The organism is Citricoccus sp. GCM10030269, assembly GCF_042665635.1.
Taxonomy (GTDB): Bacteria; Actinomycetota; Actinomycetes; order Actinomycetales; family Micrococcaceae; genus Citricoccus.
On record NZ_JBHTCV010000002.1, the window covers coordinates 191,797 to 204,061 of the forward strand.

Annotated in this window: 12 protein-coding genes; 3 read left to right on the forward strand and 9 right to left on the reverse strand. The window is 66.1% G+C overall.

All coding sequences use genetic code 11. The annotated features are described in order from the left end of the window. Positions 1-4 precede the first annotated feature (4 nt). A complete protein-coding gene (gene pstS / locus ACFQQD_RS03970; RefSeq protein ID WP_378086455.1) occupies positions 5-1,111 on the reverse strand; it encodes a phosphate ABC transporter substrate-binding protein PstS in 1,107 nt (368 codons plus the stop codon). Between the two features lie 406 nt (positions 1,112-1,517). Here pstS and ACFQQD_RS03975 point away from each other — a divergent pair, with 406 nt between their 5' ends. Both ACFQQD_RS03975 and radA read left to right on the forward strand, forming a co-directional pair. Beyond that, positions 1,518-2,681: an aromatic acid exporter family protein gene (locus ACFQQD_RS03975; protein WP_378086457.1), complete on the forward strand. Its 1,164-nt coding sequence runs from the start codon at positions 1,518-1,520 to the stop codon at positions 2,679-2,681. A 74-nt stretch (positions 2,682-2,755) separates the two neighbouring features. Next, positions 2,756-4,162, forward strand: a complete 1,407-nt coding sequence (radA, locus tag ACFQQD_RS03980) for a DNA repair protein RadA (RefSeq protein ID WP_378086459.1) — start codon at positions 2,756-2,758, stop codon at positions 4,160-4,162. Here radA and ACFQQD_RS03985 read toward each other — a convergent pair. Further along, on the reverse strand, positions 4,149-4,907 hold the full coding sequence (locus ACFQQD_RS03985) for a hypothetical protein (RefSeq protein ID WP_378086461.1): 759 nt from the start codon (positions 4,905-4,907) through the stop codon (positions 4,149-4,151). The two genes, radA and ACFQQD_RS03985, sit on opposite strands and share 14 nt — an antisense overlap. A gap of 80 nt (positions 4,908-4,987) precedes the next feature. On the opposite strand from ACFQQD_RS03985, the gene ACFQQD_RS03990 reads away from it, so the two are divergent. Next, positions 4,988-5,941 (forward strand): A/G-specific adenine glycosylase, encoded by a 954-nt coding sequence (locus ACFQQD_RS03990; protein WP_378086463.1) that lies wholly within the window; start codon positions 4,988-4,990, stop codon positions 5,939-5,941. Positions 5,942-5,998: 57 nt separating this feature from the next. On the opposite strand, the gene ACFQQD_RS03995 is transcribed toward ACFQQD_RS03990, so the two are convergent. The 7 genes from ACFQQD_RS03995 to lysS all read right to left on the reverse strand — a co-directional run bounded on the left by ACFQQD_RS03995 (position 5,999) and on the right by lysS (position 12,259). Continuing rightward, positions 5,999-6,196: a CsbD family protein gene (locus ACFQQD_RS03995; protein WP_378086465.1), complete on the reverse strand. Its 198-nt coding sequence runs from the start codon at positions 6,194-6,196 to the stop codon at positions 5,999-6,001. Positions 6,197-6,270: 74 nt separating this feature from the next. Continuing rightward, entirely contained in the window at positions 6,271-6,789 is a 519-nt protein-coding gene (locus ACFQQD_RS04000) for an amino-acid N-acetyltransferase (protein ID WP_378086467.1), read from the reverse strand. A gap of 108 nt (positions 6,790-6,897) precedes the next feature. Next, positions 6,898-7,095 (reverse strand): hypothetical protein, encoded by a 198-nt coding sequence (locus tag ACFQQD_RS04005; RefSeq protein ID WP_378086469.1) that lies wholly within the window; start codon positions 7,093-7,095, stop codon positions 6,898-6,900. A 125-nt stretch (positions 7,096-7,220) separates the two neighbouring features. After that, positions 7,221-9,758, reverse strand: a complete 2,538-nt coding sequence (locus tag ACFQQD_RS04010) for an ATP-dependent Clp protease ATP-binding subunit (protein ID WP_378086471.1) — start codon at positions 9,756-9,758, stop codon at positions 7,221-7,223. 154 nt (positions 9,759-9,912) lie between these two features. Continuing rightward, positions 9,913-10,212, reverse strand: a complete 300-nt coding sequence (locus ACFQQD_RS04015; protein ID WP_378086473.1) for an Lsr2 family protein — start codon at positions 10,210-10,212, stop codon at positions 9,913-9,915. A gap of 278 nt (positions 10,213-10,490) precedes the next feature. Continuing rightward, positions 10,491-10,736, reverse strand: a complete 246-nt coding sequence (locus ACFQQD_RS04020; RefSeq protein ID WP_378086475.1) for a hypothetical protein — start codon at positions 10,734-10,736, stop codon at positions 10,491-10,493. Further along, the gene (gene lysS / locus ACFQQD_RS04025) at positions 10,736-12,259 is read right to left on the reverse strand and encodes a lysine--tRNA ligase (protein ID WP_378086477.1); all 1,524 of its coding nucleotides are present in this window, start codon (positions 12,257-12,259) and stop codon (positions 10,736-10,738) included. Before lysS ends, ACFQQD_RS04020 begins: the two co-directional genes overlap by 1 nt. Positions 12,260-12,265: the final 6 nt, after the last annotated feature.

The following is a 12,265-nucleotide window of genomic DNA, read 5'->3' on the forward strand; positions in this document are numbered from 1 at the left end:
CGGATCACTCCTGGACGGAGATGGCCTGGATGTTCTCCAGTGCCGACTCACGAGTGGCGTCGGAGATCGGCGCGTTGCCGGCCGACTCCTCGGCTGCCGCCTGGCCCTCCTCGGAGACGACGTACTCGCCGAACGCCTTGGCCAGGTCAGCGGTCTCCTGATCCTGGTACTGGTTGCAGTAGATGTGGTACGAGACCAGCACGATCGGGTACACGCCGGCTTCCTCGGTGGTGCGGTCCAGCTCGACGGCACCTGCCTCGCCCGGCTCGGCCTTCTCGACGGCGGCCGCCGCAGCATCGGCGGAGTACGGCACGTAGTCTTCGCCGACCTGGACGGCCACGGTGCCGAGCTCACCGATCTGGGAAGCGTCGGCGTACGTGATAGCGCCGTCGGTCTGCTGCGTCAGGGACACGACCCCGGAAGTCTGCTGAGCGGACTCGGCGGTGATCTCGGAGGGCCAGGTCTCCACGACGTCGTAGGTCCAGGACTCCGGAGCCGCGGCGGTGAGGTAGTCGGTGAAGTTCTCGGTGGTGCCGGAGTCATCAGCGCGGTGAACCACGGTGATCTCGGTGTCCGGCAGATCGGCGTCCGGGTTCTGGTCGGCGATGGCCGGGTCGTTCCAGGTGGTGATCTCGCCGGTGAAGACCTGCGCGATGGTCTCGGCGTCCATGTTGATCTCGTCGACGCCCTCCAGGTTGAAGGCCACGGCGACCGGGGAGATGTAGGCCGGGACGTGGAAGACGCCCTCCGGGCCGCAGACCTCTTCGGCCTGGGTCATCTCTTCCTCGTCCATCGCGGCATCGGAGCCGGCGAAGGAATACTGGCCGGCCAGGAAGCCCTCACGGCCGGAGCCGGAGCCCACCGGGTCGTAGTTGACGGTCAGGTCCGGGTGCACCTCGGTGACGCCCTCGGTCCAGGCGGTCATGGCGGATTCCTGCGAGGAGGCGCCACCGCCGACCAGGGAGCCCGAGATCTCGGCCGGAGCACCGGATTCGGAGCCGCCGGACTCAGAACCGGAGCCAGCGGAGTCATCGTTTCCACCACAGGCGGTCAGGGCCAGGGCGGCAACAGAGAGAACGGCAGCGGAGCGGCCGAAGCGGAGAGCCTTCACAGATTTGCCTCTTTCGAGATTGACGACAGTGCCGGCGAGGCTGCCACCACCACGAATCAGGTGGCGGCTTCAGGTACAGGGCAGGGGTTGCCGCTGGCCTCGATCCACATAGAAGCTATGGGGAGAAGGTGACGCGAACGTCGGTTGAAGATTAACGCAAGCTTAACGACGTCGGGGCGAGCTATTCCGACGTCCGCGTTGAGCTGCCGACGACGAGCCTACATCCCCGTGATGGCGCGGATTTTTGACCTCCTGGGGGAATTCCGCCTTCCGCCGTGACGAATCTCACGTCGAATCACCCAATCCGCGTGACCGATTCCGGACCGGCGCTCTCGTGCCGACGGACCGTGTCGGCTCGGCCGGTCCGGGACACAGAGACGACACCATCCGGCCTAAGCTAGGGCTCATGGAGCAGCACCCCGCGTCCAGCTCCACCTGGACGACGACGGCCAGACGGATGTGGGAGCGTTCCCGATCCTTCGCCGCCCGTCGCGCCCGTGCCGGCGCCGCCCGTGTCCGCTCCAGCGTGGTCCCGGCGGCCCTCAGCGCCATCTGCGCCGTACTGGCCTACGGCTTCGCCGAATTGGTCCTCGGTCACGAGAATCCACTGTTCGCCGCCACCGCCTCCCTCATCGCCCTGGGCTTCAATCGTGATCCGAAGGTCCGCAAGGTCATTGAAGTGGCCGTGGGCTGCACGTTGGGCATCCTCATCGGTGATCTGATGCAGGCGGCCCTCGGCCAGGGATACTGGCAAGCCCTCCTCGTGGTCTTCACCTCGATCATGGTGGCCCGGTTCCTGGACTCGGGATCGGTCTTCACCCTGCAGATGAGCCTGCAGGCGATCCTCGTGGTTCTGCTGCCCACCGCGGAAGGCGGGCCGTTCACCCGCAGTCAGGACGCCGTCGTCGGGGGCTTCATCGCCTTAGTGGTGACGCTGCTGTATCCCAAGAACCTGCAGAAGGATGCCGCGACCGGTCTGCGCGAGCTGTACCGCACCGTGGCGCTCACGCTGCGCGACTGCTCCGAGGCCCTGCGCTCCCACGAATCGCGGACGGCCTGGATGGGACTCGTCGCGTGCCGGGGAACGCAGACGGCGGTGGACAACCTGCAGAAGGACGTTCGCAACGCCCGCGAGGTCGCCACCTTCTCGCCCACGCAGCGGCGATCCCGGCCACAACTGGACTCCATGGCCCATACCGTGGAGATGTCCGATCTGGCGGTGCGGAGCCTGCGCATCGCCGCGCGCCGGGTGATCTCCGTGATCGACAATGCCGCCCTGGACGACGAATCGACCGAGAAACTCGCCGACTGGTTCGATGAAGCGGCCGACGCCGTCGGGATCCTCGGTCGGTCGCTCGGCGAACCGGCCGCTCGGGGTCGGCACAAGTCCCTCTCGGTGGCGCGGGATGCGCTCGGCAGTGCCGCGGCCCAGCTGGACCCCGCCGAACTCGGTGCCACCACCTTGCATTCCGAGGCCCTGGTGATGCTGCTGCGGCCCATGATGGTGGATCTGCTCGAGGCCACCGGTGCTTCCCATGATGAAGCGGTGTCCTACCTGCCCCGGCTCTGAGCCAGCCTCTCTCTGAATCCACAGCCGGCTGCGTCCACCGCTATCGTGTCCGTCCGCGGCATTAGCCTGGATCCATGCCTTCCAAGACCACCACCAAACGCGCCGGTCCCGGTTTCCGCTGCAGCGAATGCGGGTGGACCACCGCCAAATGGGTGGGTCGCTGCGGCGAGTGCCAGGCCTGGGGCACCGTGATCGACGCCGGTGCTGACGCGAGTTCGGGGCGCACACCGGCCACCACAGTGGCGGCTCCCGCGCCCCCGATCGGCGAGATCGATGCCACCCAGGCTCGATTTCACACCACGGGAGTGTCCGAACTCGACCGCGTGCTCGGCGGTGGACTCGTTCCCGGCGCTGTAGTGCTGATGGCCGGCGAACCGGGCATCGGCAAGTCGACCCTGCTGTTGGACGTGGCCGCGAAGGTGGCCCGTCATCGCCGCCCCGAGGGGTCAACCAGGTCAGTACTGTATGTGACCGGTGAGGAATCGGCGGCCCAAGTGCGCGTGCGCGCCGACCGCATCGGTGCGGTGGCCGATACCCTCTTCCTCGGCGCGGAAACGGACCTGGGACGAGCCTTGGGCCAGATCGAGAAGGCCGACCCGGATCTGCTCATCATCGATTCGGTGCAGACGCTGCAGTCCTCCGCCGTGGACGGCACCGCGGGCGGCGTGACACAGGTGCGTGAGGTGGCGGCCAGCCTGATCAACGAGGCCAAGACGCGCAATATGGCCACCGTCCTGGTCGGGCACGTCACCAAGGACGGTTCCATCGCCGGCCCACGGCTGCTGGAGCACCTCGTGGATGTGGTGTGCCAGTTCGAGGGCGAACGGCATTCCCGGCTCCGACTGGTCCGTGCGGTCAAGAACCGGTTCGGTCCCACGGACGAGGTCGGCTGTTTCGACCTGGGCGAGAACGGCATCGTGTCCCTCGAGGATCCCTCCGGGCTGTTTCTGTCCGGAACGGCGGACCCGGTGGAGGGCACGTGCGTCACGGTGACCCTGGAGGGACGCCGTCCACTCGTGGCCGAGGTCCAGTCCTTGTTGACACCGTCGGGCCAGGGAAGTCCCCGCCGGACGGTCAGTGGGCTGGATTCAGCACGGATCCACTTGATCCTGGCCGTGCTGCAGCGTCGCGGAAAGTTCCCGCTGAATGCCGACGACTGCTACGTGTCCACCGTGGGTGGAGTGCGCCTGACCGAACCCGCCACGGACCTGGCCGCTGCCCTGGCCATCGCCAGCGCCAAGCTCAACGCACCGGTGCCGCCGGGCATGATCGCCTTCGGAGAACTCGGTCTGGCCGGAGAGGTCCGCCCCGTCCCCGGCATTGGACGGCGGGTTCGCGAGGCGGCTCGACTGGGTTTCCGCCGAGCTGTGGTGCCGAAGTCACCCGAGCCCCTGGGCGAGCTGCCGGATGGTGTGGTCGTGTTCGAAGTACACACCCTCCTGGAGGCGCTTCACACCATGCAGGAACTCACGTCAACCTGAAGGACACAGGCTCGGCCTCCAGCTCGCCCAGGGATACCTCCAAGCGATACGTGCCGCCGCCCGGCTCCGAGGACACGTCCGCACACTCCGGTGCCGACCGGACTCGGGGCCAGGTGAACCTCGCCGTCTCCGGCTGGTCGGGAGCGATCTCGACCATCGCGTCTTCACTCTCGACTTGGCAGTCCTGAGTGGAGAAGATCCGGTCGGAACCGGAGTAGACCGTGAACACCTGCTGACTGGTGCCGAGATTGGCTTCACACGGCTCGTCCCCGGTGTTCTCCACCCGGAGTTCGAGAACGGGTTCCTCCCCCTCACCGTAAGACTCCTGGTCGGTGCCCGCCGAGACCGCCAGGTCGTCCGGCTGACATTCTGTCGCGCCGGAGGCATCGGCCGACGCGGAGGCGGCGTCACCAGATTCTGAAGCACCGGACTCGGACGGGCTGGCGGACGGCGACGCCTCGTCCGAGGCACCGCCAGTCGACGCGTTGTCGTCGCTCTCCGAGTTCGCCGGGCTGGGTGACGCTGATGCTGTCGCACTTCCGGAGGCCTGTTCGGTGCTGGACGTCGGGGCGGTCGTGGGTGCGTCATCCGCCGAGGGCCGGAACAAGGAGGCCACCCACCAGATCAAACCGGCGATGATGGCCAAGACCACGATGAGCAGCACCAGGGCCACGATCCGGCGACGCCGGTACACCTCGGGAGATTGTGGGCGCAACAGGTCGTTGTTCTGGGAATCACCGGGCATGCTTCCAGCTTAAGGACCATCTCCGGCCAGGGTGCCCGGCGCGCCGCAGCGCCCGAGCTCTGTCCCCACGGGACCCTAGAATGGACGGCATGTCTGAGCCCGGGATCATTGCCGTCCTCCATCGGCGGGTGAACCACTGGTTCAGCGTCCACGGTCGGGATCTGCCGTGGCGCCAGCCGGAGGCCACGCCGTGGGGAATCCTCGTCAGCGAGATCATGCTCCAGCAGACCCCCGTCGTCAGAGTGCTGCCGATCTGGACGGCCTGGCTCGAGCGCTGGCCCACCCCGCGCGATCTGGCCGCTGAACCCGCGAGCGAAGTCATCCGCGCATGGGGACGACTCGGCTACCCACGCCGGGCCCTTCGCTTGCAGGCGGCCGCCGCCGAGATCGCCCATTCCCACGGAAACCAAGTTCCGAGCACCGCCGCGGACCTGCTGGCCCTGCCGGGTGTGGGCACCTACACGGCGGCCGCCGTCGCCTGCTTCGCCTTCGGCCGTCCCGAGGTGGTGGTGGACACGAACATCCGCCGCGCCCATGCCCGGATGATCTCGGGTCGAGCGCTGCCGGAGAAGTCATTGACCACCGCAGAAGTGGCCCTGGCTCGCGACCTGATGCCCGAGGACTCCTCCGAAGCCTGCCGGTGGAACGCCTCCGTGATGGAACTCGGTGCACTGGTCTGCACCGCACGGTCACCGAAGTGCGAGGCGTGCCCGGTGGCCGATCTCTGTGCCTGGCGCTCCGCCGGTCAGCCCGAGCCCCACTACCGGCCCACCGGCCAGACCTGGGCCGGCACCGATCGCCAGGTGCGCGGGGCCGTCATGGCCGCGCTGCGGGACCACGGCTCGCTGCAGCTCGCTAGCCTCGAAGAACTCACGACGGCGGCCGGCACCCTGGGCGCACACCGACCCACCGCCGCGCAGTTCGAACGCTGCGTCTCCGGACTCGTCGCGGACGGCCTGGCCGTGCTACACGACGGGGAGCACCGTGATGAGCACCGCACACAGCAAGAACCCGTACTCAGCCTGCCTGGCTGAGTACGGGTTCTGAGCTAGATTGGTGCCGGCCGATCAGTCCGCCGGGCTGGGTGCGCTTCAGCGGTTGTTGTCGCCGCCGAAGGCGTCCTTGAGACCGTCCTTGACGTCTTCCGCCTTCTCTTTGAGGCCGGCCTTGGTTTCCTCGGCCTTACCCTCACCCTTGAGACGGTCGTTGTCCGTGGCCTCGCCCAAGCCCTGCTTGGCCTGGCCCTTGGCTTCCTCGGCCTTGTTCTCGAAGCGATCTCCGGTACCCATGTGCTCCTCCTGACCTTGAAGGTGTCTGGTCCGAGCAGTCAATCACGACCCCCGGGGCCGAACGCAAGGGTGGGTCAGTCCTCGAGGTGGACGATCATGCGGGTGTTGCCCAGCGTGTTGGGTTTCACCCTGGCCAGATCGAGGAACTCGGCCACGCCTTCGTCCTGTGAACGGAGCAGCTCTGAATAGACGTCCGGATCGACGGCCGACTGATCGGCCATGACGGTGAATCCGTGCCGAGAGAAGAACTCGACCTCGAAGGTCAGGCAGAACACTCTGGTGACCCCCACGGCGCGAGCCCGGCTCAACAGCAGGTCCAGGATTCGATGCCCGACACCGCGGCCTTGCCAGGGTGCCGCGGTGACCAGAGTGCGCACCTCCGCGATGTCCTCCCAGATCACGTGCAGCGCCCCGAAGCCTGCCAGAGTCCCGTCCGGCGCCTCAGCCACGACGAATTCCTGGATCGACTCGTAGTAGGCGACGGCTTCCTTCTGCAAGAGGACTCGCTGTTGCGCCAGCGGCTCCACCATGGCCCGAATCGCCGGCACATCCTGCGTCCGTGCCGGACGGATGACGAGGTCGCTGAGATCCATCGGATCAGTCTAGGCCCGCGTTCGGCTCACCGACGGCAAAGGACCCGCCCCCGAAAGTCCGGGGGCGGGTCCTCACGGCAGCAGCGCCGTTACTGATGGACGAACAGGTCAGTTGCCCTGCTCGTTGTTCTGTCCGTCGTCCTGGCCACCGAGGAACTTGTCCTGCGCGCCGTCAACGGCGTCGTTGGCCTGGGCGGCGTGATCTCCCAACTTGTCTCCGTGCTGCTCCTGTGCGTTGTCGACGGCGTCGTTGATCTTGTCGCCGTGCTCGTTGGCTAGGTTTCCGAGGTTATCTCCGAATGACATGAGCATCTCCTTCTTCGGGAACACGCTGGGAGGTCCCGAGGGATCCCCTTCCGCTCCGCCTTTCAGCGGTCCAACCAACGTAGATGCTCACCCGCTTCGGTGCCACCCCTCGCCAGTAGACGAATCTACTGTCCGGCCGCCTTCGCCTCGATCTCTCCGTGCTCGGGCACCGGCTCGATGGCCTCGGGCCTGCGGACAGTGTCAAAGGTGAGCTTGGCCGTTTCGCCCTCGCCCTCCAGATCCACCGAGATATCCGAGCCGGGAGTGATCTCCCCGAACAGAATCCGCTCCGAGAGCTGGTCCTCCACCAAGTGCTGAATGGTGCGGCGCAGCGGACGGGCACCCATAGCGGGGTCATACCCACGTTCGGCCAGGAACTCCTTGGCCGGAGTGCTGACGGTGATCGTGAGGTCCTGCTCGTCGAGACGCTTCTGCAAACGAGCGACGAACAGGTCCACGATCCGCACGATCTCGCCCCGCGAGAGCTGCGGGAACACGATGACATCATCCACGCGGTTCAGGAACTCGGGACGGAAGTGCTGGCGCAGCTCCTCCTGGACCTTGCCCTTCATGCGGCTGTAGCCGGTCGCGGTGTCCGACGAGGACTGGAAGCCGGTCATGACGCCCTTGGAGATGTCCTTGGTGCCGAGGTTCGTGGTCATGATGATCACGGTGTTCTTGAAGTCCACCACACGGCCCTGGGAGTCGGTCAGTCGACCGTCTTCCAGAATCTGCAAGAGGGAGTTGAACAGATCCGCGTGAGCCTTCTCGACCTCGTCGAACAGGACCACGGAGAACGGACGGCGGCGGACCTTCTCGGTGAGCTGGCCGCCCTCTTCGTAGCCCACGTATCCGGGAGGGGCGCCGAAGAGCCGGGACACCGTGTGCTTCTCCTGGAACTCGGACATGTCCAGGGTGATGAGTGCTTCCTCGTCCCCGAACAGGAACTCGGCCAGCGCCTTGGCCAGCTCGGTCTTCCCGACGCCGGTGGGTCCGGCGAAGATGAACGAGCCGGAGGGCCGGTGCGGATCCTTCAGACCGGCACGCGTGCGGCGGATGGCCTGGGACAGGGACTTGATGGCCTCGTCCTGCCCGATGACCCGCCGGTGGAGCTCGGCCTCCATGTTGCGCAGGCGATCCGTCTCCTCCTCGGTGAGCTTGAAGACCGGGATGCCGGTGGAATTGGAGAGCACCTCGGCGATGAGGTCGTCATCCACCTCGGCGATGCCCTCGCTGACGCTCGTGCGCCATTCCTCTTCCTTGACGTTCCGTTCGTCCGTGAGCTTCTGCTCCTGGTCCCGCAGCGTGGCGGCACCTTCGAAGTCCTGGCCGTCAATGGCGGCTTCCTTCTCGGCACGGACCTCAGCGATGCGGGCCTCGTACTCCTTGATCTCCGGCGGCGTGGTCATCCGTTTGATCCGCAACCGGGCGCCGGCCTCATCAATCAGGTCGATGGCCTTGTCCGGCAGGAACCGGTCGGAGACGTACCGATCAGCGAGAGACGCGGCCGCCTTCAGGGCCTCGTCCGTGATGGAGACCCGGTGATGCGCCTCGTAACGGTCACGCAGGCCGCGGAGAATCTCCGTGGACTCCTCGACCGAGGGCTCGTTGACCTGGATCGGCTGGAAACGGCGTTCCAGCGCGGCGTCCTTCTCGATGTGCTTGCGGTACTCGTCCAGCGTGGTCGCGCCGATGGTCTGCAGCTCGCCGCGGGCCAGCATCGGCTTCAGGATGCTCGCGGCGTCTATCGCGCCTTCAGCGGCCCCAGCGCCGACGAGGGTGTGGATCTCGTCGATGAACAAGATGATGTCACCGCGGGTACGGATCTCCTTGAGCACCTTCTTCAGGCGCTCCTCGAAGTCACCGCGGTACCGCGAACCGGCCACCAGGGACCCGAGGTCCAGCGTGTACAGCTGCTTATCCTGCAGGGTCTCCGGTACGTCACCGCGGACGATGGACTGGGCGAGACCCTCGACGACGGCCGTCTTGCCGACGCCGGGTTCACCGATCAGCACCGGATTGTTCTTGGTGCGCCGAGAGAGCACCTGCATGACCCGTTCCATCTCCTGGGCACGCCCGATGACGGGATCCAGTTTGCCTTCACGTGCGGCGGCGGTCAGGTTGCGGCCGAACTGGTCCAGGACCACGGAACCGGCCGGCGAGCCCTCGGACTGTCCGCCGGCCGAGACGCCGGCCCCGGCGGTCTCCTTGCCGCTGGCCCCGCCCTGATAGCCGGACAACAGCTGAATGACGGTCTGACGAACGCGATTGAGGTCCGCACCGAGCTTGACGAGAACCTGGGCCGCCACACCCTCACCCTCACGGATGAGGCCGAGCAGAATGTGCTCGGTGCCGATGTAGTTGTGGCCGAGCTGGAGCGCCTCCCGCAGAGAGAGCTCCAAAACCTTCTTGGCCCGTGGCGTGAACGGGATATGGCCGGACGGCGTCTGCTGGCCCTGGCCGATGATCTCCTGGACCTGCTCGCGCACGGCGCCCAGGGAGATGTTGAGCGACTCGAGGGCCTTGGCGGCCACTCCTTCGCCTTCGTGGATCAGACCGAGCAGGATGTGCTCGGTACCGATGTAGCTGTGGTTGAGCATCCGCGCTTCTTCCTGCGCGAGCACCACCACACGCCGGGCACGGTCCGTGAATCTCTCAAACATTGCGCACACTCCTTGCTGACTGTGCTCACGATGCTACGCACCCACAGACAGCTTCGGGCGGCTGTTCGCCACCGGGAGAACAGCCGCCCGACACCTCGCCAGGTACTTCTGCGTCTTCTGCTTCAGCTCTTTCCGCGTTCTCTTTCCTCGCGAGCTACTTCTTCGCGTTGCGGTACGCCTCCACGATGTCCCGGTGCAGTCGGCCACGGCGAGAGACCTCGTAGCCGTTCTCCGCAGCCCACTCGCGGATCCTGGCCGCTTCGTTGGCCGGCGCCGGCGGTGCCACCGCGCGGGCCTTGCGGATGTACCCCTTCAGGCTGGAGCGCAGTTCCTTGGCATGCTCCGTCGACAAGTCAATCTCATAGTGCCTACCGTCCAAGGCGAATTGAACGGTTTCATCTGCTGGCGTTCCGTCCAGATCGTCAACCAAGACCACTTCCACCTTCTGTGCCAAGGTTCCTCCTTATTGTTTCAACCGTCAGCCTGTGCCGTCCTGGTCATTTGTCCGCCATGATCAGATGACACCATCCCCGTAATCAGGTATCTAATCCGTCGGATCCAGGCCCGTTAACCAGTATCAGCGGTGGGATTTGAATTCTTCAACTCACGACAGCAGGCAGGCGTGAATTCGGTGTGAACTCACAGGTTCAGAATAGCGGGATCGACGGAGCGGCAATGACCGTTACGGGGCACCAATGAGGAGATATTGAGCACGGACGGCCGGGCCGGCAGTCACGATAGGCCAGAGCTGTGCCCATCACGCTGGGAATGGCGACCGTCCCGCTCTGACTGCTCCCCCCGAGAGCCGTTCTCGGCGCGCAGGCGAGCCCACTCTTGAGCCTCGCGCTCCTCCAGTTCGGCCTTGGCGTGCCGCTCATCGGTGTCCACACGCAACACCGAACGCATGACCAGCCAAAAGATCAAGGCCAATCCGGCCGAGGGAGCCAACACCGAGAAGTAGTCCCAGAAGGCCTCCATCAGCTGCCGTCCCCCGTGGCCTCGGGCCTGAGCAAGGGGAACAGGATGGTTTCGCGAATTCCCGCGCCGGTAAACAGCATCACCAAACGGTCGATTCCCAGACCAATGCCGCCCATAGGCGGGGCACCGTATTCGAGAGCACGCAAGAAGTCCTCGTCGAACTCCATCGCCTCTTCGTCTCCGGCCGCGGCGGCAGAGGACTGGGCGACGAGACGCTCGCGCTGGATGACCGGGTCGATCAACTCCGAGAATGCCGTGCCGCGTTCCATGCCGCCGATGATCAGATCCCAGGCTTCGATGACCCCGGGCTTGTCCCGATGCGGGCGCGCCAGCGGCTGGGCTGCCGGCGGGTAGTTATAGACGAAAGTCGGATCTATCAGACCTGGCTCGACGATCTCGCCGAACAATTCGATGACGAGCTTTTCCGCATTCCACGCCGGGTCGATCTTCACCTCGTGCTCGGCGGCGACGGACTGCAGCTCCTCCACGCTCGTTTCCGGAGTGATCTCTCGTCCGACCGCTTCAGACAGTCCCGGGTAGACCTCGAGCCAGGTCCATTCACCGTCCAGGTGGGCGGTCCCCCGCTCCGTTTCGATGGTGCGTCCGGCGCCCACGGCGTCCGCGGCGTTGAGGATCATCTCCTTCATCCGCTCGGCCATGACGTACATGTCCGCCCACGCCTCGTAGGACTCCAGCATGGTGAACTCCGGGGAGTGCGTGGAGTCCACGCCCTCATTGCGGAACACCCGGCCGATCTCGAAGACCCGGTCGATCCCGCCCACCACGGCACGCTTGAGGTACAGCTCCGTGGCGATGCGCAGCGTCATGTCCTGATCGAACGCGTTCAAGTGCGTGCTGAACGGCCGTGCCTGAGCGCCACCGTGCACCAGCTGCAGGATCGGAGTCTCCACCTCGACGTAGTCGTGGGACTCCAGGGTCTGGCGGAGAGAGCGGATGATGGCCGCCCGCTGATGCACCATGCGGCGGGCCTCCGGTCGCACGATGAGGTCGGCATAGCGCTGGCGCACGCGGGTTTCCTCATTGAGTTCGGCATGCAGCACCGGCAGCGGACGCAGCGCCTTGGAGGCCATCTGCCAGCCATCGGCCATGATGGACAGCTCGCCGCGGCGGGAGGTGACGACTTCGCCGGTCACGGCCAGATGATCACCGAGGTCCACCAAATGCTTCCAGTCCGCGAGGGACTCCTCGCCGACCTTCGCGAGCGAGACCATCACCTGCAGGCGGACTCCCTCGCCGCCGTCGCCCCCCTCCTGCAGGGTGGCGAAGCAGAGCTTGCCGGTGTTGCGCAGGAACACCACACGACCGGCGACGCCCACCCGGTCACCGGTCTCGGCGCCGGCTTCCAGGTCCGGATACGCCTCGCGGACCTGCTGCAGTGAGTGGGTGCGCTCGACGGACACGGGGTAGGCCGGGCGACCGGAGTCCAAGAACTCGGCGCGCTTGTCCCGGCGCACTTGGCGCTGGTCGGTGGAATGGGAGGAGTTATCCGTGGTCACGGTCATCCAGTC